This window comes from Methylosinus sp. LW3, from assembly GCF_000527115.1.
Classification (GTDB): Bacteria; Pseudomonadota; Alphaproteobacteria; order Rhizobiales; family Beijerinckiaceae; genus Methylosinus.
This window is the reverse complement of the sequence record NZ_AZUO01000001.1, coordinates 1,103,378-1,121,901: the sequence shown is the minus strand read 5'-3', so window position 1 is coordinate 1,121,901 and position 18,524 is coordinate 1,103,378. Positions and strand designations below refer to the sequence as shown.

16 protein-coding genes are annotated in these 18,524 nt (G+C 66.1%); 11 read left to right on the top strand and 5 right to left on the bottom strand.

From position 1 onward, the window contains the following. The first annotated feature begins 92 nt into the window (after positions 1 to 92). Entirely contained in the window at positions 93 to 1,922 is a 1,830-nt protein-coding gene (locus METLW3_RS0105510) for a tetratricopeptide repeat protein (protein ID WP_024878969.1), read from the top strand. 111 nt (positions 1,923 to 2,033) lie between these two features. Here the strand turns inward: METLW3_RS0105510 and METLW3_RS0105505 are convergent, their stop codons facing one another. The 4 genes from METLW3_RS0105505 to METLW3_RS0105490 form a co-directional block, all read right to left on the bottom strand. Further along, entirely contained in the window at positions 2,034 to 2,564 is a 531-nt protein-coding gene (locus METLW3_RS0105505; protein WP_024878968.1) for a hypothetical protein, read from the bottom strand. A 152-nt stretch (positions 2,565 to 2,716) separates the two neighbouring features. Further along, positions 2,717 to 5,842 (bottom strand): efflux RND transporter permease subunit, encoded by a 3,126-nt coding sequence (locus METLW3_RS0105500; RefSeq protein WP_024878967.1) that lies wholly within the window; start codon positions 5,840 to 5,842, stop codon positions 2,717 to 2,719. 11 nt (positions 5,843 to 5,853) lie between these two features. Beyond that, positions 5,854 to 6,939: an efflux RND transporter periplasmic adaptor subunit gene (locus METLW3_RS0105495; RefSeq protein ID WP_024878966.1), complete on the bottom strand. Its 1,086-nt coding sequence runs from the start codon at positions 6,937 to 6,939 to the stop codon at positions 5,854 to 5,856. A 169-nt stretch (positions 6,940 to 7,108) separates the two neighbouring features. After that, positions 7,109 to 7,699 (bottom strand): phosphatase PAP2 family protein, encoded by a 591-nt coding sequence (locus METLW3_RS0105490; RefSeq protein WP_024878965.1) that lies wholly within the window; start codon positions 7,697 to 7,699, stop codon positions 7,109 to 7,111. A 352-nt stretch (positions 7,700 to 8,051) separates the two neighbouring features. Between METLW3_RS0105490 and dnaK the strand changes: the two genes are divergently transcribed. From dnaK to pyrF, 4 genes are all read left to right on the top strand, one after another. Then, positions 8,052 to 9,953, top strand: a complete 1,902-nt coding sequence (gene dnaK / locus METLW3_RS0105480) for a molecular chaperone DnaK (RefSeq protein WP_024878964.1) — start codon at positions 8,052 to 8,054, stop codon at positions 9,951 to 9,953. 533 nt (positions 9,954 to 10,486) lie between these two features. Beyond that, positions 10,487 to 11,605 carry a molecular chaperone DnaJ gene (gene dnaJ, locus METLW3_RS0105475; protein ID WP_024878963.1) on the top strand — a complete coding sequence of 373 codons (1,119 nt, stop codon included), beginning with the start codon at positions 10,487 to 10,489 and terminating at the stop codon, positions 11,603 to 11,605. A gap of 76 nt (positions 11,606 to 11,681) precedes the next feature. Then, entirely contained in the window at positions 11,682 to 12,287 is a 606-nt protein-coding gene (locus METLW3_RS0105470; protein WP_024878962.1) for a methyltransferase domain-containing protein, read from the top strand. A 1-nt stretch (position 12,288) separates the two neighbouring features. Next, positions 12,289 to 13,005, top strand: coding sequence for an orotidine-5'-phosphate decarboxylase (gene pyrF / locus METLW3_RS0105465; protein WP_024878961.1), 717 nt, complete (start codon positions 12,289 to 12,291; stop codon positions 13,003 to 13,005). A 9-nt stretch (positions 13,006 to 13,014) separates the two neighbouring features. Here the strand turns inward: pyrF and METLW3_RS0105460 are convergent, their stop codons facing one another. Then, on the bottom strand, positions 13,015 to 13,632 hold the full coding sequence (locus tag METLW3_RS0105460; RefSeq protein WP_024878960.1) for an HAD family phosphatase: 618 nt from the start codon (positions 13,630 to 13,632) through the stop codon (positions 13,015 to 13,017). Between the two features lie 122 nt (positions 13,633 to 13,754). On the opposite strand from METLW3_RS0105460, the gene xth reads away from it, so the two are divergent. The 6 genes from xth to METLW3_RS0105430 are packed head-to-tail and all read left to right on the top strand — an operon-like array spanning position 13,755 to position 18,507. Then, positions 13,755 to 14,531, top strand: coding sequence for an exodeoxyribonuclease III (gene xth / locus METLW3_RS0105455; protein WP_024878959.1), 777 nt, complete (start codon positions 13,755 to 13,757; stop codon positions 14,529 to 14,531). Between the two features lie 37 nt (positions 14,532 to 14,568). Further along, on the top strand, positions 14,569 to 15,036 hold the full coding sequence (locus METLW3_RS0105450; protein ID WP_024878958.1) for a DNA polymerase III subunit chi: 468 nt from the start codon (positions 14,569 to 14,571) through the stop codon (positions 15,034 to 15,036). Further along, complete coding sequence (locus METLW3_RS0105445; protein ID WP_024878957.1) at positions 15,018 to 15,728, top strand: methyltransferase domain-containing protein; 711 nt, start codon at positions 15,018 to 15,020, stop codon at positions 15,726 to 15,728. The genes METLW3_RS0105450 and METLW3_RS0105445 overlap by 19 nt, the downstream gene beginning before the upstream one ends. Before the next feature lie 15 nt (positions 15,729 to 15,743). Continuing rightward, positions 15,744 to 16,802 carry an ABC transporter ATP-binding protein gene (locus tag METLW3_RS0105440; RefSeq protein WP_024878956.1) on the top strand — a complete coding sequence of 353 codons (1,059 nt, stop codon included), beginning with the start codon at positions 15,744 to 15,746 and terminating at the stop codon, positions 16,800 to 16,802. Further along, complete coding sequence (locus METLW3_RS0105435; protein WP_036308670.1) at positions 16,802 to 17,716, top strand: ABC transporter permease subunit; 915 nt, start codon at positions 16,802 to 16,804, stop codon at positions 17,714 to 17,716. The genes METLW3_RS0105440 and METLW3_RS0105435 overlap by 1 nt, the downstream gene beginning before the upstream one ends. Next, positions 17,713 to 18,507, top strand: coding sequence for an ABC transporter permease subunit (locus tag METLW3_RS0105430; protein ID WP_024878954.1), 795 nt, complete (start codon positions 17,713 to 17,715; stop codon positions 18,505 to 18,507). The genes METLW3_RS0105435 and METLW3_RS0105430 overlap by 4 nt, the downstream gene beginning before the upstream one ends. Positions 18,508 to 18,524 lie beyond the last annotated feature (17 nt).

The window sequence follows — 18,524 nt, the reverse complement described above, 5'->3', positions numbered from 1 at the left end:
ACAGCCATCTTCCCGCATGATGGTGGCGCTCGGCGGCCTCTTTCGGGGCGCGCCGGCGCCGCGCCGCTGCGGCCGATTGCGGGAAACAGCACGTGAACAGATTCTTCTCGTCCGATGCGCCTGGACGGCGCCGCGTTCGCTCTTTCTCGACCCGCGCGGCCTATGCCGCCGCGGCGTTTTGCGCGCTTTCGCTCGGGGTCGATGATTTCGCCGGCAAAATCTCCTTCGTCGGCGAGGGCTCGGCTCACGCCCGCGAATCGTCTCTCTCCATCGCGACGCCCTTCGAAGTCGGCGAGAGCGCGTCCGGAAATTACCTCGCCGCCATCGTCGCCGGAGCGGAACGCGACACGCTGGCCGCCTCCACATTTTTCCGCGAGGCGCTGCGCAATGATCCGCGCAATCGCGAGCTGACCGAGCGCGCCTTCGTCGCCGCTCTCGCCAATGGCAATATGCAGGAGGCCTTCGCCCTCGCCGCCCGCGTCGCGACCTTCGACAAAAACAATGGCCTCGCCAATCTGACGCTCGGCGTCGAGGCGATAAAGGCCAAGAAATTCGCCAAGGCCCGCGCCGTCCTCGCCAAAGGCGGGCTCGACCGCAAGCATGACGTCACCTCCACGCTGCTCACCGCCTGGGCCTATGCGGGCGCCGGCGAGACCAAGCAGGCGCTGGCCACGGCCGACAAGCTCAAGGAAGACGCCTTCGCCGTCTTCCGCGACTATCACGCCGCGCTCATCGTCGATTCGGCGAAGAACAGCGACAAGGCCGAGGCGACCAAGCGCTTCAAATCCGCCTATGGCTCCGAGCGCAATACGCTGCGCCTCGTCGACGCCTATGCGCGCTTCCTCGTCGCGCATGGCAGCCGCGAGGAGGCGCGCCGCGTCTATCGCGCCTTCGACGATCTCGCCCCGCGTCATCCCATCGTCACCGCGGCGATCGCCGACATCGACACGGGCAAGCCGCTCACGCCCTTCGTTCGCGACGCAGACGCCGGCGCGGCCGAGGTGCTCTATGGCCTCGGCGCGATCGGCGGCCGCCAGGGCGACGAGCTCGCCTCGCTGATCTATCTGCGCCTCTCGCTCTTCCTCGCGCCCGACAATGCGCTGGCGACGATCACCCTCGCCGACATCTATGAGCGCATGAAGCAGGAGGAGATCGCCATCGATCTCTACGACAGCGTGCCGAAGGAAAACCCGCTGCGCGTCAACGCCGATGTGCAGGCGGCGCTGCTGCTGGAGACGCTCGGCAAGACCAAGGAGGCGACCGACCACCTCCAGGCGGTGATCGTCGAGCATCCCAAGGATCAGGAGGCGCTGACCGCGCTCGGCAACATACAGCGCTCGCGCAAGCTCTTCGCCGATTCGGTCACCACCTACACCAAGGTGCTGGACCTGCAGCCGCAGACGGACAAGAGCCAGTGGCTGCTCTATTATTATCGCGGCATCGCCAATGAGCGCCGCAAGAACTGGCCGACCGCCGAGGCCGATCTCAAAAAGGCGCTGGAGCTCTATCCGGACCAGCCGCTGGTTTTGAATTATCTCGGCTATTCTTGGGTGGATCAGGGCGTCAATCTCGACGAGGCGTTCAAAATGCTGCGCCGCGCCGTCGATCTGCGTGCGCGCGACGGCTATGTCGTCGACAGTCTCGGCTGGGCCTATTACCGCCTCGGCCGCTATGACGAGGCGGTGCGCGAGCTCGAGAAGGCGGTCGATCTCAAGCCTTCCGATCCGGTCATCAACGACCATCTCGGCGACGCCTATTGGCGCGTCAATCGCAAGCTCGAGGCGCGCTTCCAATGGAATCACGCGCGCGACATGAGCCCCGATCCGGACGATCTGCCGAAGATCCTCGAGAAGATCGACAAGGGCCTCACCGACGCCTCGCCCATCGCCAGCGATCAGAGCAAGAAGAAGAACGGCGGCTGAGGGGGCGGGAATCGCTCCCCTCGAGCCGCATATTCTCTGGAGGTTTCAGCGCCGCCCTTCTTAACGAAGGAGCGGCGCAATTCATTTTCAAAGACGGCGCGATAGCAGTTTCTATAAATGGACGCCGCGGCTCTTCAGCTCGGCCTTGAACTCCTCATCGACCTCGCGTCCGATTTTCGCGCCCCATTGCTCTCCCCGCTCCCGCATTTCGCGCTTGAACTCTTCGCGCAGGGAGAAAAATTTGATTCCTGTCGGCGAGCGCGCGAAATCATTACGCGCCGCGACGTCACGCGGTCCGGTGGCGAAGCTCCGCAACTCGCGCAGCTCCATCGACGACAGTTTCGGGGCCAAGGCCGTGGCCATGAGGCTCATGAATTCGTCGATCCGCGCCGCCGCTTTGACTTTCAGTCGCGGCATGATCTCGGAAATCTCTTGGGCGTGCTGGGGATAATGCGCGGTGAGCCCGCGCCCCACGGCGTCGACGAGCTGCGGCAGAATCGCCGCCATTTGATCGCTCAAATGGAGCGCGTCGACGACTTGTCGCGCGACGCGGACATCCTCCAGCGACGCATCCGCGCGAACGACGGTCGCGCCGCAGAGGAAATTGGTCAAAAGGGCCGCCACGGCCAATGATTTACGCATATGCCGCTCCGAAGAAATATTGCGCGCTCGACGCAGAGCGCTCGCTCAATGGTTCCACTCTATCGTTAGCCGCATTCTGGCAAACCGGAATGCGGCTATATTACCTTCCGCGCTCGGCAAACCGCTTCAGCCGCGGCGGGCGGGGCTCCCGCTCATTCCGCCACCCTCGGCAGCTCGCAATAAGCGAATTGCGCGGCAGCCGGCGGCGGCTGCGTCTCGACCAGCGTGTCGCCGAGCTTGCGGCGGAACCACATCGCATAGAGCGCCGGCAGGAACAGCACCGTCAGAAAGGTCGCGACGAAGAGGCCGCCCATTATGGTGAGCGCCATCGGCCCCCAGAACAGCGAGCGCGTCAGCGGAATCATGCCGAGAATGGCGGCCATCGCGGTGAGCGCCACCGGCCGCGCGCGGCGCACCGTGGCGCCGATGATGGCCTCGCGATAATTGGCGCCCTTCTCGAGGTCCTGACGCACCTGATCGACCAGGATGATCGAGTTGCGCATGTCCATGCCGGAGAGCGCGATGAGGCCGAGCAGAGCGACGAAGCCGAAAGGCGCGCCCGCGAGATTGAGCGCCAGCGAGGAGCCGATGAGGCCGAGCGGCGCGCTCATCATAACGAGGCCGAGCCGCGTGAAGTCCTGCAGCTGGAACATCACGATCACCAGCATGACGAGAATCATGACCGGCGCCACGGCGGCGATGGAGGAATTGGCCTTGGCGGATTCCTCGATCGCGCCGCCGATCTCGAGCCGATAGCCCGGCGGCAGATGCTCGCGAATTTCGGCGAGGCGCGGCCATATGCGATTGGTGACGTCCGGCGCCTGCACGCCGTCCTTCACATCGGCGCGCACCGTGACGAGCATGTTGCGATTGCGCCGCCAGATGATCGGCTCCTCATGCTCATAGACGATCTTGGCGATCTGCGAGACGGGCACGGGCGCCCCCGCGCGCGTCAATATCACGATGTCGTCGAGCCGCCCGAGATCGCCGCGCTCGCCAGGCGTGGCGCGGGCGACCACATCGACGCGGTCTATGCCGTCGCGCAGGCTGGTGATCGTCACGCCGGAGACCATCATCTGCAGCCGATTCGCCACCTCTTGCGGCGTGAGGCCCATGACGCGCGCGCGGTCCTGATCGATGACGAGCCGCACCGCTGGCGTCTGCTCGTTCCATTGCAGATGCGGCTCAACGACGGCCTTGTCCTCGCGCATTAGATCGCGCACGCGATAGGCGATGGCGCGCACCTCCGCCGGATCGCGGCCGATGACGCGAAACTGCACCGGAAAGCCTACCGGCGGGCCGAAGTTGAAGCGATCGACGCGGGCGCGCGCCTGCGAGACGGCGCCATCCTCCAGCGCCTTCGACAGGCGGACCTTCAACCGCTCGCGCGCCTCGAGATCCTTGGCGACGATGACGATCTCCGCATAGGCCTCATTGGGCAGCGCCGGGCTGAGGCCGAGCCAGAAGCGCGGCGGGCCGCGGCCGATATAGCTCGTGTAATGGACGGCGTCCTCATCGCCCTTCAGCAGCTTCTCGGCCTCGTCCACCGCCGCGGCCGTCGCGAATATGGACGAGCCTTCCGGCATGCGCAGCTGGAAGAACAGCTCCGGCCGCTCGGAAATGGGGAAGAACTGCTTCTGCACATGGCCGAAGCCGAGGACCGCCGCGACGAAAATCCCCCCCGTCGCGCAAACGACGAGCAGGCGATTGTCGACCGCCCAGGTGATGAGCCGGCGCAGGCCGAGATAGAAGGGAGTCGAATAGATCGCCTCGGGATCGTGATGCGCATGGCGCGAGAAATCCGGCAGCAGCTTCACGCCGAGATAGGGCGTGAACAGCACGGCGACGAACCAGGAGGCGACGAGCGCCACGGCCAGCACAAAGAACAGCGAGCCCGTATATTCGCCGGTGGAGGAGGCGGCAAAGCCGACCGGCATGAAGCCCGCCACCGTCACCAGAGTGCCGGTGAGCATGGGAAAGGCCGTGGACGTCCAGGCGAAGGTCGCCGCGCTGATGCGATCTTCGCCCTGCTCCATCTTCACCGTCATCATCTCGACGGCGATGATGGCGTCATCGACCAGCAGGCCGAGCGCGATGATGAGCGCGCCGAGCGAGATGCGCTGAAGATCGACGCCAAAGGCGTTCATGAACACGAAGACGACGGCGAGCACCAGCGGCGCCGACAGGGCGACGATGATTCCGGTGCGAAAGCCGAGCGAGACGAAGCTCACGAAAAGGACGATGACCAGCGCCTCGACGAAGGAGCGCGTGAACTCGCCGACAGCATGAGAGACGACGGTCGGCTGATCGGCGATCTGCGTGATCTCTATGCCGACCGGCGTCTCGGCGCGAACTTCGGCCATTGTGGCCTCGAGATTCTTGCCGAGGGTGAGGACATTGCCGCCGCGCGCCATCACCGCGCCGACGACGATGGTCGGCTCGCCCTTGTAACGGGCGAGGAAATTCGGCGGGTCCTCATAGCCGGACACGACATCGGCGACGTCGCCCAGGCGAAACACATGGCCGCTCGCCTCCACCGGCGTCGCGGCGATGGCCTCCGCGCCCTTCAGCGCGCCGGTGACGCGCAAGGGCACGCGATTGGCCGGCGTCTCGAAGACGCCGGAGGCGTTCACCGCATTCTGCTTGGCGAGCGATTCGAACAGCGCCTGCGGCGTCACGCCGAGATTGGCGAGCTTGGCCTGGCTGAACTCGACGAAGATCTTGCGATCCTGCTCGCCATAGACATTGACCTTGACGATGTCCGTCGTCTCCAGCAGGCGCTGGCGGAACATCTCCACGACGCGGTCGAGCTGGTGATAATCGGCGCCGGAGCCATGCACGGCGTAGAGCACGGCGTCGACGTCGCCGAATTCGTCATTGACGTCGGGGCCGATCACGCCCTGCGGCAGCTCCGGCTGAATGTCGTGGAGCTTCTTGCGCAATTGATAGAAGAGGATCGGCACTTGCGCGGGCGGCGTCGTGTCCTTGAACGTCACCTGCATGGCGAGGAAGCTCGGCTTCACATAGGTCTCGATCTTCTCGAGATAGGGAAGCTCCTGCAGCTTCTTCTCCAGGCGGTCGGCGACCTGATCGCGCATCTCGAGCGCGGTGACGCCGGGCCAGATCGCGGTGAGATTGGCGACCTTGATGGTGAAGGACGGGTCCTCGGCGCGGCCGAGGCGGAAATAGGAGAAGACCCCGGCGATGGCCACGGCCAGAATCAGCGCCAGAGTGAGCGTCTGACGCTTGACCGCCCAAAGAGAGAGATTGAAGCCCATCGCCCCGCGCCTCACAGACTCTCGGCGTCGACCGGACGCACACGCTGGCCGGGATCGAGCTTATGGGCGCCGAGCACGACCACGCGGTCGCCCTCGGCGACGCCGGCGGTGATCAGCGCCGTCTTGGCCTCGTAGCGCAGCACGGAGACGGGCGCGAGGGTGAGCTTGCCGCCCTCCTCCACCTTCCACACGCTGGGGCCGGAGCCTTGATCGAACAGAGCCGCCAGCGGCAGAGCCGCGGCGACGCCCTGATCCTTGCCGGCGAGCGTCAGCGTCGCGCTCATGCCGAGCCCGACCTTCTCATCGGCGCCGACGATCGAATAGCGCGCGGAGAAGGTGCGGGTGGCGGCGTCGGCGGAAGCGCCGAGCTCGCGCAGGCTGGCGCGATAGGTCTTGGCTGGATCGGACCAGAGAAAGAGGCTCGCCTCCCCCGCTCCGGCGACGGAGGCGAAGGCCTCCGGCAGAGCGACGACGGCCTCGAGCGCGCCGGCGCGGGCGACGCGCACCGCCGCCTGACCCGCCGCGACCACCTGCCCCGGCTCGATGAAGGTCGCCGTCGCCACGCCGTCCGAATCGGCGCGCAGCGAGGCGTAATCCAGCGCATTCTTGGCGAGCTCGACGGCCCGCAGCGCGCGCTGCTGGCGGCCGCGCGCCTCCTCGGCCTGGGCTTTCTGGCGATCGAGCGCCGCCTGCGCGGTCCAGCCATCCTTGCGCAAGGTCTGCGCGCGGCGCTCGTCGGCGGCGGCCTGCTCCAGCGCCATGCGCGCGGCGGAGAGTTCCGCCTCGGCCTGCTCCTTCTGCAGGCGCAGATCGGCCTCATCCAGCACCGCCAGAAGATCGCCGGCCTTGACGGCCTGCCCATTCTCGACGAGGCGGCGCACCACCTTGCCGGCGACGCGGAAGGATTGGTCGGTCTCGACGCGAGGACGGATGGCGGCGACGAATTGGCGCGTCGGCGAGCGCGGCGCGTAATGAACCGGCGCGACGAGCACGACCCGCGCCGGGTCCTCGGCCTTGCGGCCGGAATTGTCACAGGCGGAAAGCAGGAGGAGAATGGATAACGCCGCCGCGGACCGCAACAATCGACTCTTCTGCATTGCGGCGTTTCTCCGCCAAAAACGCTATTCCTATCGTGTCGAATCGCACGCTTCGTGATGAAAATCAAATATTGTCAGGCGTCAGCCGCGCCGTGCGAGAAGAGCCTATCCGCTTCCGGCCCCGAGGTTTTTTCGAAAGCGCAAAAGAAACAAGATAGAAACATTGGAGCTAGAGCGACAGCATCTCGGCGAGCCGTGTCGCAATGCGCTCGAGCGGCCCTTCTACTTCTATGCTGAGCCCGATCTGGGACTGAATCGCGACAGCGACGATGAAGAAGACGATGATCGCCGGAGCGCCGATCGAGACCTGCGCCGGGGCGGCGCGCAGAAACACGCCGAATGACGCCAAGCCTATGAAAAATCCGGCGAAAGCCTCCGGCTCCGTATGCGCGCCCTGCGCCACTCTGATGATGGCGACGAGCACGGCCGCCGCCAGGCAGAGGGCGGCGGCCAAAATTCCGGCGCGCTTCTCGCGAACGCGCATGAAAATTGCGGAGAGCGGCAGGAAGAAGGCCGCCGCGAGCGCGGCGTGGCCGCTGGGGCTGTGCAACGCCGGCGGGCCGAAGGCCATGGAGATTATCTTGGCGAAGGTCGCCATGACGCCGCAGACCGCTATGGCGCCGAGGAATGCGACGGCCGCGCGGCGATCGCCGGCCGCCCACAGCGCCGCGGCGAGGCCGCCGCTCGCCGGCAGGACGAAGCCGGCGTCGCCGAGGACGGCGACGATTCGCAGAATGGGTTCGATCGAGTGGGGAAGCACGCGTCGGCCTGTTCGCAATCAGAGTTCGGAAATAGGCGCGGGCTCGTCCGCGGCCGAGCTTCGCTTCGCGAATCGCTGCGAGGAGAATAAGCGAAAGCGAGCCCGAGCGGCAAAGCCGACGGAAGAACAGAAAATCCCGGCCCCGACGGCGCTTGCCGCAATGGGAGCCTTCATTCTATATGCCCGGCGCGCTCTATATGCAGATCGCACTTGCGCCGATGCAGGCCGATTACAATCTGAAGTGACGATGAACAGCCGATGCGCGGCGGGCTGAAAATGCGAGCCGCCGAAGGATCGGCGACATACGGGCCGCTTCGGGACCCGATTTCGAAAGAACGAAAGGAACGGCGATATGGCTAAAATCATCGGCATCGACCTCGGCACGACCAATTCCTGCGTGGCCGTCATGGAAGGGTCGAGCCCCAAGGTCATCGAGAACGCGGAAGGCGCGCGCACGACGCCGTCCATCGTCGCTTTCACAGAGGACGGAGAGCGTCTCGTCGGCCAGCCCGCCAAGCGTCAGGCGGTAACCAATCCGGAGCGCACCTTCTTCGCGATAAAGCGACTCATCGGTCGTTCCTTCGACGATCCGATGACCAAGAAGGACATCGGCCTCGTCCCCTATAATATCGTCAAGGCCCCCAATGGCGACGCCTGGGTGCAGTCGGACGGCAAGCAATATTCGCCCTCGCAGATTTCCGCCTTCATTCTGCAGAAGATGAAGGAGACGGCCGAGGCCTATCTCGGCCAGACCGTGACTCAAGCGGTCATCACCGTTCCCGCTTACTTCAACGACGCTCAGCGTCAGGCCACCAAGGACGCCGGCAAGATCGCCGGTCTCGAGGTGCTGCGCATCATCAACGAGCCGACCGCGGCCGCGCTCGCCTATGGCCTCGACAAGAAGGGCGCCGGCACGATCGCGGTCTATGACCTCGGCGGCGGCACCTTCGACGTGTCCATCCTCGAGATCGGCGACGGCGTGTTCGAGGTGAAGTCCACCAATGGCGACACCTTCCTCGGCGGCGAGGACTTCGACGGCCGTCTCGTCGAATATCTCGCCGGCGAGTTCAAGAAGGAGCAGGGCATCGATCTCACCAAGGACAAGCTCGCCCTTCAGCGCCTGAAGGAAGCCGCCGAGAAGGCGAAGATCGAGCTCTCCTCCGCGACGCAGACCGAGATCAACCTGCCCTACATTACCGCGGACTCCTCCGGTCCGAAGCATCTGACCCTGAAGCTGACGCGCGCGAAATTCGAGGCGCTGGTCGACGATCTCATCCAGCGCACCATCGAGCCCTGCCGCAAGGCGCTGAAGGACGCCGGCCTCTCCGCGGCCGAGATCGGCGAGGTGGTGCTCGTCGGCGGCATGACCCGCATGCCGAAAGTGCAGGAGGTGGTGAAGCAGTTCTTCGGCAAGGAGCCGCATAAGGGCGTCAACCCGGACGAGGTGGTCGCCATCGGCGCGGCGGTGCAGGCCGGCGTTCTGCAGGGCGATGTGAAGGACGTTCTGCTGCTCGACGTGACGCCTCTGTCGCTCGGCATCGAGACGCTGGGCGGCGTGTTCACGCGCCTCATCGACCGCAACACGACCATCCCGACAAAGAAGAGCCAAGTGTTCTCCACGGCCGAGGACAATCAGACCGCCGTCACCATTCGCGTCTTCCAGGGCGAGCGCGAGATGGCGCAGGACAATAAGCTGCTCGGCCAGTTCGATCTCGTCGGCATTCCGCCGGCGCCGCGCGGCGTGCCGCAGATCGAGGTGACCTTCGACATCGACGCCAATGGCATCGTCAATGTGACGGCGAAGGACAAGGCCACCAATAAGGAGCAGCAGATCCGCATCCAGGCCTCCGGCGGCCTGTCGGACGCCGACATCGACAAGATGGTCAAGGACGCCGAGGCGCACGCCACCGAGGACAAGGCGCGCCGCGAGCTCGTCGACACCAAGAACCATGGCGAGGCGGCCGTGCATTCGGCCGAGAAGTCGCTGGCCGAGTTCGGCGACAAGGTGTCGGCCGCCGACAAGAGCGCGATCGAGGCCGCCATTGCGGCGCTGAAGACCGCGCTCGAGGGCGAGGACGCCGAGGCGATCAAGACCAAGAGCAATGAGCTGACCCAGGCTTCGATGAAGCTCGGCGAGGCGATGTACAAGGCCCAGCAGTCCGAAGGCGCCGCCCCGGCGGGCGAGACCCATGCGCAGGACGACGTCATCGACGCGGATTTCAAGGAAGTCGGCGGCGACGAGAAGAAGAAGTAAGCCGGTTCGTCGAAAGGGCGCTCCCTTCTCCCGCTCGCGGGAGAAGGCGGCCCTCGCGTCAGCGAGGGTCGGATGAGGGTCCCTATCGCATTCCGCCAACATTCGACGACGCTGTAGAGCGCCACCTGATCCAACTGGATCGGATGGCGCTCTCGCCTTTTTCGTTGGAGCGAATTCTAATCGATCGACCGATTCCATTCGATCGGAAAGCGCTCTAAGCTCGCGGAACCCTCATCCGACCCGGCTGCGTCGGGCCACCTTCTCCCACGAGTGGGAGAAGGAGAGGCGCGTCGAGAGCGAGCGCGGCCAGCCTCGGTTCACGCCCGCCACGCTTTTCGCGCTGAGACAGTCGACGCTGACAAACAGGATCGGGCGCAATTTCGCCGAGGCGCGAAAGACCCCAGCGGGTTCGGAAACGCGACTTTGGCGCGTCCGCCAAACCGTGGTAACAAATTTCCGAGTTCCTATATCGGCTGCGATCCTCGGCGCTTCCGCCCGCAGGACGCCTTCCCCAACTCCTATCGACCGACCCCATGTCCAAACGCGACTTCTACGAAATTCTCGGCGTCGCCAAGACCTCGACCGACGTCGAGCTCAAGATCGCCTTTCGCAAGGCCGCGATGCAATATCATCCGGATCGCAATCCCGGCGACTCGGAGGCCGAGGCGCGCTTCAAGGAGGTCAATGAGGCCTATCAATGCCTCTCCGACACGCAGAAGCGCGCCGCCTATGACCGGTTCGGCCACGCCGCCTTCGAGCAAGGCGGCGGCTTCGGCGGCGGCGACGGCTTCGCCGCCTCCATGGCCGATATTTTCGACGATCTCTTCGGCGAGGTGATGGGACGGCGCGGCGGCGGCCGCGGCTCCGCTCGCGAGCGCGGCTCGGACCTGCGCTACAATATGGAGATCACGCTGGAGGAGGCCTTCCACGGCAAGGCGGCGACGCTGAAGCTGCCGACCTCCGTCTCCTGCGAGCCCTGCGGCGGCACAGGCGCCAAAAAGGGCTCCAAGCCCAAGACCTGCCCTACCTGCGCCGGTCATGGCCGCGTTCGCGCCCAGCAGGGCTTCTTCGCCATAGAGCGCACCTGCCCCACCTGCCAGGGCCGCGGCGAGGTGATCGACAATCCCTGCACCGCCTGCTCGGGAACCGGCCGCGCCACCATAGAGCGCACGCTCTCGGTCAATGTGCCGCCCGGCGTCGAGGACGGCACGCGCATCCGCCTCGCCGGCGAGGGCGAGGCCGGGCTGCGCGGCGGCCCCTCCGGCGACCTCTATATTTTCCTGTCGGTGAAGCCGCATACGTTCTTCCAGCGCGACGGCGCCGATCTCTATTGCCGCGTGCCGATCTCCATGGTGCGCGCGGCGCTCGGCGGCAAGATCACAGTGCATACGATCGACGGCGGCGAGACCGAGATCAAAATCCCCGAAGGCGCCCAAACCGGCAAGCAGATCAAGGTGAAAGCCAAGGGCATGCCACTGCTGCGCGGTCGCGAATCGGGCGATCTCTATGTGCAGATCAGCGTCGAGACGCCGCAAAGTCTCACCAAGCGCCAACGCGAGCTGCTCACCGAATTCGAGGAGGAATCGTCCCACCAGACGCATCCGGAGGCGACCGGATTCTTCGCGAAGATGAAAGACCTGTTCGGCAAATGAGGCGGACGCCATTGACCGGGCGTGCGACCTCATACATGTTCGCGCGCGTTTGGAACGATCGAGAGGCTGTCTCAGCGTGTCACTGAATATCGAGCCACTGAAATCCGCTCTCGCCGATAATGCGCGCTTTCTGCGGTCTTGGATGGAAAATCCTCGCGGCGTCGGCGCCGTCTCGCCCTCGGGGCCTATGCTCGCCCGCGCCATGGCGAGCTATGTCGATCTTTCCCGCGAGGGGCCGATCGTCGAGCTCGGACCGGGCACCGGCCCGGTCACGCAGGCGCTGCTGGAGCATGGGGTTCCCGCCTCGCGCCTGCTGCTGGTCGAATATGAGACCGCCTTCTGCGATCTCCTGCGCCAGCGCTTTCCGGGCGTCGAAGTGGTGCAGGGCGACGCCTACTCGCTGAAGCAGACGCTGGCCGGCAAGGTCGAAGGGCCGATCTCCACCATCGTCTCGAGCCTGCCGCTGCTCAACCAGCCCGAATCGGACCGGTTGCGCCTGCTCGATCAGGGCTTCGAGATGATGGCGCCGGGCGGCATCATCATTCAGTTCACCTATGGCCTGTTCTCGCCCATGCCGCTGAAGCGCCATCCGAATGGCTCCGCCTTCACGGCTACGGGCTCGCAGGTCTGGGCGAATATTCCGCCGGCGCGCGTGTGGCGCTACAGCCGGCGGGCGGGCTGACATGACGAATGGCGCGACGATCCCGGCGCGAGATCGCCTCATCGTCGCGCTGGACGTCGACGGTGTGGAAGCGGCGCGCGTGCTCGTCGCGCGGCTCGGCGATTCGGTCTCCTTCTACAAGATCGGCATGGAGCTCGCCTATGGCGGCGGCCTGCCGCTGGTCGAGGAGCTGAAGGCCGGCGGCAAGAAGGTCTTCGTCGATCTGAAGCTGCACGACATCGGCCAGACGGTCGAGCGCGCGACGCGGCAGATCGCCCGGCTCGGCGCGGATTTCCTCACCATTCACGGCTTTCCGCAGACGATGCGCGCCGCCCGCCAGGGCGCGGGCGATAGCGGCCTGCGGCTGCTCGCCGTCACGGTGATGACCTCCTATGACGATTCCGATCTCGCCGAGGCCGGCTATTCCATCGGCGTCGCCGAGCTGGTTTCGCGCCGCGCGATTCAGGCGAAGGACGCGGGAATCGACGGGCTGATCCTGTCGCCGCAGGAAGTGGCGCCGATTCGCGCGCTCGTCGGGCCGAAAATGGCGCTGGTGACGCCGGGCGTGCGCCCCGCCGGCGCCGCGCTCGGCGATCAGAAACGCGTGATGACGCCGGGCGAGGCCATCGCCGCCGGGGCGGATCATCTCGTCGTCGGCCGGCCGGTGACGCAGGCGCCCGCCCCACGCGCCGCCGCGGACATGATCGTTGCGGAAATCTCCGCCGCTATGGGCGGCTGAGCGCGCCCTTCACAGCAGCGCCAGCTCCCGCAAATCGCGCTCGACCTGTTCCGGGCTCTCGAATCGCGTCGCATGCATGCCGACAGCGCGCGCGCCTTCCACATTGGCCGCCGAATCATCGATGAAAATGCAGGCCGCCGGATCGAGCCCATAGCTCTCGAGCAGCAGCCGATAGATGGCGGCGTCGGGCTTCAGCAGCCCCACCCTGCCCGAGACGACGACGCCCGCGAAGCGCTGGAAAAAATCAAAGCGCGGGAAGGTCTCCACATATTTTTCATCCGAGAAATTGGTGAGCCCATAGAGCGGCGTCCCGCGCGCGGCGAGCCGCTCCAGCAGCGCCACCGTGCCGGCGATGGGGCCGGTGATCATCTCGCTCCAGCGCGTATCATAGGCGCGAATGAGATCGGCGAGATCGGGAAAGAGCGCGACGCGCTCGGCCACCGCCTCGGCGAAGGGGCGCCCGCGATCCAATTCCAGATTCCAATCCGAGGTGCAGACCTCGCCGAGGAAGCGCTCCATCGCCTGCGAATCGTCGAAGAGCTTGCGATAGAGATAGCGGGGATTCCAATCGACCAGCACATTGCCGACATCGAAGACGACGGTGGTGACGTGGGATTTCACGAACATTCGGGGGCTCCGGGCTAGCGGGGAGCATATACCGACGGCCTGTGACGACAATTGGAGCGGCACGTTTCATTCCGGCGGCGCGCGCGCTATGACGAGGTCCGGTCCATGACCGGGAGCCCGCCTTGCGCATCGCCACTTGGAACGTCAATTCCGTCCGCCAGCGGCTAGAGCCGCTCACTGCCTATCTGCGCGAGGTCGCGCCGGACGTGCTGTGCCTGCAAGAGATCAAATGCGAGGACAAGGCCTTCCCCCGCGCCGAGATCGAGGATCTCGGCTATAATGTCGAGACGCATGGGCAGAAGACCTTCAACGGCGTCGCCATTCTCTCCAAGACGCCGATAGAGGTGGTGCGCGGCCTGCCGAAATTCGAGCATGATCCGCAGGCCCGCTACATAGAGGCGGTCGTCTCCACCGATCATGGCGCCGTGCGCGTCGCCAGCATCTATTTGCCCAATGGCAATCCGCCGGACACAGAGAAATACACATATAAGCTCGCCTTCATGGACTGCCTCATCGCCCATGCGGCGAGCCTTCTGGCGCTGGAGGAGCCGGTGGTTCTGGCCGGCGACTACAATGTCATTCCCGCGGCCGGCGACGTCCACGACCCCAAAGCCTGGGCCGGCGACGCGCTGTTCCTGCCGCAGACCCGCGCCAAATTCCAGGAGCTGCTGAACCTCGGCTATACGGAGGCTTTCCGCGCCTCGACCGACGCCACCGGCCTCTACACATTCTGGGATTATCAGGCCGGCGCCTGGCAGAAGAACAATGGCATTCGCATCGACCATCTTCTGCTCTCGCCGCAGGCCGCCGACCGCTTGCAGAGCGTGACCATAGACAAGGAGCTGCGCGCCGGCGCAAAGCCCTCCGACCATGTGCCGATAAGATGCGAGCTGGAATGACTCCCATCATCACGCGCGAAGCATGGACGCTCACGCCATGACCGATGTCTGGTTCTATCATCTCCAGCGCCTCCCGCTGGAGAGCGCTCTGCCCAAGCTGCTCGAGCTGTCGCTGGCGCGCGACTGGCGCGTCGTGGTGCAGGCGACCAGCGCGCGGCGGCTGGAGGCGCTCGACGATCTGCTCTGGTCCTATGCGGGGGAGAGCTTTCTGCCGCATGGCTCGGCGAAGGACGACGATCCCGAGACGCAGCCGATCTTCCTCGCCATCGGCCGCGACAATCCCAATCGCGCCCATGTCCGCTTCTTCGTGGAAAATGCGGAGCTTTCCCCCGTGCTCGCCGACCCCGCGAGCGCGCCGGAAGCGCGCGCCATACTCATGTTCGACGGCAATGACGAGGCGGCGGTGCAGGCCGCGCGCGCGCAATGGCGGCAGCTGAAGACGGAAGGCCACACGCTCTCCTATTGGCGCCAGAGCGAGGAAGGCAAATGGGAGAAACAGGCGTGACCGAAGAGTTTGTCGCGCGCCGCGCCGCCGCGCGCGCCCGTCTCGACGAGATCGACCCGCATAAAACGCCCGGCGGCGTCGAGGCCGATCCGCAGCGCAAGGATTGGTTCGAGGCCGTCTATCGCCTCGCCGAGGGCGACGCCGCCGGCGTGCCCTGGGCGCATCTCGCGCCGCATCCGCTGCTCGCCGACTGGCTCGCGACCCGGCGCCTCGACGGTCTGCGCGCGCTCGATATCGGCTGCGGGCTCGGCGACAACGCCGAGGCGCTCGCCGCCGCTGGCGCGAATGTGACCGCTTTCGATCTGATAGACGAGGCCGTCGCCTGGGCGAGGCGCCGTTTTCCGCAGAGCGCCGTCGCTTATCGCGCCGCCGACCTCTTCGCCACGCCTCAGGAATGGCGCGGCGGCTTCGATCTCGTCCATGAATGCTACACGCTGCAGGCGCTGCCCGACACGCTGCTGGATGCGGCGGCGCAGGCGCTCGCCGGCCTCATCGCGCCGGGCGGGCTGCTGCTCGTCATCGCCCGCGCCCGCGACGAGGGCCAGGAGGTGGGCGGGCCGCCCTGGCCTCTGCCGCCGAGCCGCATGGAAGCGCTCGCCGTGGGCGGCTTGCGTTGCGAGACGCTCGAGGATATTTCCGCGACGAACGCCATGGTCCGCCATTGGCGCGCGGCCTTCCGCCGGGACGGCTGACGGGACGGGAGCGATATGACCGACGCGCCGCTACTCTCGATCAAAGGCGCGTCCAAGCGCTTCGGCGCGATCGCGGCGCTCGAGGACGTTTCGCTCGAGGTGGGCGCCGGCGAGTTTTTCGCGCTGCTCGGCCCGTCGGGCTGCGGCAAGACCACGCTGATGCGCCTCGTCGCCGGCTTCGAGACCTTGGACGCCGGCCGCATCGAGATCGGCGGCGCCGATATGAGCGGCGCGCCGCCGCATCGCCGGCCGGTCAATCTCATGTTCCAATCTTACGCGCTGTTTCCGCATCTCTCCGTCTTCGACAATATCGCCTTCGGCCTGCGCCGCCAGGGCAAGGGCAGAGCGGAGACCGCCGCCCGCGTCGCCGAGCTGCTGCAAATCGTGCGGCTCGAGGGCGTCGAGGCGCGCCGGCCCGACCTTCTCTCCGGCGGCCAGCGCCAGCGCGTCGCGCTCGCGAGAGCCCTCGCGCCCAGCCCGCGGCTGCTGCTGCTCGACGAGCCCTTGGGCGCGCTCGATCGGCAATTGCGCGAGGAGACGCAATTTCAGATCAAGGAAATCCAGCGCAGGCTGAAGACGAGCTTCGTCGTCGTCACGCATGATCAAGACGAGGCGCTGGTGATGGCCGATCGCATCGCCGTGATGCGCGCCGGCCGCATAGAGCAGATCGGCGCGCCGACGCAGGTCTATGAGCGCCCAGCGACGCGCTTCGTCGCCGGCTTCATCGGCCAGATGAATTTCCTCGAGGGCCATATCGAGAACGGCGCTTTCGTCGGCGCCTTCGGCCGTCTGCCGGCGGAAGGCGGCGGCCTCTCGCAAGGCGCGAAAGCCGTGCTCGCCGTGCGGCCGGAGCGCATCGCCATCGCGCCAACGACCGAAGAAACCCCAGGCTTCGACGGCGTGGTGGAAGACGTCGCCTTTCGCGGCGAGACGACGCATTTTCGCCTGCGCCTTTCCGGCGGCGAGGCCTTGCGCGTCTCGCGCGGCGCCGATAGCGGCGCGCCTTTTTGCGTCGGCGACACGGCGCGCATCTCCATCGCGCCCGAAGCCGGGCGCATCTTCGCGAGCGAGTGATGCCGGAGGGCGGCAAAAGACGCAGGCTCACGCGCGGCGAGACGCTCGTCATCGCCGCGCCCTACGCCTGGATCGCGCTGTTCTTCCTCGCGCCTTTCGCGCTCATCGTCAAAATCTCGCTGTCGCATCCGGCGCAGACGCGCCCGCCCTATGAGCCCGTCTTCGATGGCGCCGGCCTCGCCGGCTTTTTCGAGAAGCTCTCGCAGCTCGGCCTCGACGCCTATCGCGGCCTCGCCGAGGACACGCTCTATCTCGATTCCTATCTCTCCTCTTTGACCATCGCCGGCGGCGCGACGCTGGTCTGCCTTCTCATCGCCTATCCTTTCGCGCTCGCCATAGCGCGCGCGCCGCGCCGCTTGCGCCCCGTGCTCATCGGCTTCGCTGTCGCGCCCTTTTGGACGAGCTTTCTGATCCGCGTCTACGCCTGGATCACGCTGCTGAAGGACGAGGGGATCATCAATCATGCATTGATGGCGCTCGGCGTTATCGACGCGCCTCTGCCCATGTTCGCGACCAGCGGCGCGGTGGTCGTCGGCATCGTCTATTCCTATCTGCCCTTCATGCTGCTGCCGCTCTATGCGGCGATCGAGAGGCAAGACGCTTCGCTACGCGAGGCCGCCGCCGATCTCGGCGCGACGCCGTTCCAAGTCTTTCTGCATGTCACTTTGCCGCTGTCGCGCCGCGGCATCGTCGCCGGCGCGCTGCTCGTCTTCATTCCCTCGGTCGGCGAATTCGTCATTCCCGATCTGCTCGGCGGCTCCGACACGCTGATGATCGGCCGCACATTATGGAATGATTTCTTCGCCAATCGCGATTGGCCGGCGGCCTCCGCCGCGGCTGTGGCGCTGCTGGCGCTGCTGCTCGTCCCCATTCTTCTCTATGAGCGCGCGCAATTGCGCGAGGGCGCGCGATGAGCGGCGCGCGTCTTCTGCGCCTCGCCGCGCTGCTTCTCGGCTTCGGCTTTCTCTATGGGCCGATCGTCATATTGGCGACGATGAGCTTCAACGCCTCGCGGCTGGTGACAGTGTGGGGCGGCTTCTCCACCAAATGGTACGCCGCCCTCCTCCATGACGAGCAATTGTTGCGCGCGGCGCAGATCAGCCTCTCCGCCGCGGCGCTCTCCGCGCTCATCGCGACGCTCAACGGATTGCTGGCGGCGCTGGCGCTGGCGCGTTTCGGCGGCTTCCGCTCGCGCACGCTCTTCGCGGGCTCCATCTATGCGCCGCTGGTGATGCCGGAAGTGGTGCTCGGCCTCGGCCTGCTGCTGGTCTTCGTCGCTTTCGGCGTCGAGCGCGGCTTTCTCACCCTCGTGCTGGCGCACGCCTCCTTCACAATGTGCTTCGCCACTGTGATGATCCACGCCGCGCTGAAAGGCTGCGACCGCACGCTCGAGGAAGCGGCGATGGATCTCGGCGCGACGCCGGTCCGCGCCTTCGCGCTCGTCACCCTGCCGCTGATCGCGCCCTCCGTCGTCAGCGCCTATCTCCTCGCCTTCATCATCTCGCTCGACGATCTCGTGATCGCGAGCTTCACCACCGGCCCCGGCGCCACCACCTTGCCGATGCGCATCTATTCGCAAGTGCGGCTCGGCGTGTCGCCTGAGGTCAACGCCATTTCGACGCTGCTGCTCGGCTTCGTCGCCATCGCGCTCGGCCTCTCGGCGCTGCTCACGCGCGGGCGCGCCAAGGGCGGCGGGGCGGGCTAGCCGGGCTCTCTGCGCTC

What these genes read in the sequence shown, in the direction of transcription:
- METLW3_RS0105460 (WP_024878960.1), bottom strand. Translation starts at nt 13,632, where the DNA reads ATGTTCGTGAAATCCCACGTCACCACCGTCGTCTTCGATGTCGGCAAT.
- METLW3_RS0105445 (WP_024878957.1), top strand. Translation starts at nt 15,018, where the DNA reads ATGGGAGAAACAGGCGTGACCGAAGAGTTTGTCGCGCGCCGCGCCGCC.
- METLW3_RS0105505 (WP_024878968.1), bottom strand. Translation starts at nt 2,564, where the DNA reads ATGCGTAAATCATTGGCCGTGGCGGCCCTTTTGACCAATTTCCTCTGC.
- METLW3_RS0105440 (WP_024878956.1), top strand. Translation starts at nt 15,744, where the DNA reads ATGACCGACGCGCCGCTACTCTCGATCAAAGGCGCGTCCAAGCGCTTC.
- pyrF (WP_024878961.1), top strand. Translation starts at nt 12,289, where the DNA reads ATGACGAATGGCGCGACGATCCCGGCGCGAGATCGCCTCATCGTCGCG.
- METLW3_RS0105500 (WP_024878967.1), bottom strand. Translation starts at nt 5,842, where the DNA reads ATGGGCTTCAATCTCTCTCTTTGGGCGGTCAAGCGTCAGACGCTCACT.
- METLW3_RS0105430 (WP_024878954.1), top strand. Translation starts at nt 17,713, where the DNA reads ATGAGCGGCGCGCGTCTTCTGCGCCTCGCCGCGCTGCTTCTCGGCTTC.
- dnaJ (WP_024878963.1), top strand. Translation starts at nt 10,487, where the DNA reads ATGTCCAAACGCGACTTCTACGAAATTCTCGGCGTCGCCAAGACCTCG.
- METLW3_RS0105495 (WP_024878966.1), bottom strand. Translation starts at nt 6,939, where the DNA reads ATGCAGAAGAGTCGATTGTTGCGGTCCGCGGCGGCGTTATCCATTCTC.
- dnaK (WP_024878964.1), top strand. Translation starts at nt 8,052, where the DNA reads ATGGCTAAAATCATCGGCATCGACCTCGGCACGACCAATTCCTGCGTG.
- METLW3_RS0105435 (WP_036308670.1), top strand. Translation starts at nt 16,802, where the DNA reads ATGCCGGAGGGCGGCAAAAGACGCAGGCTCACGCGCGGCGAGACGCTC.
- METLW3_RS0105450 (WP_024878958.1), top strand. Translation starts at nt 14,569, where the DNA reads ATGACCGATGTCTGGTTCTATCATCTCCAGCGCCTCCCGCTGGAGAGC.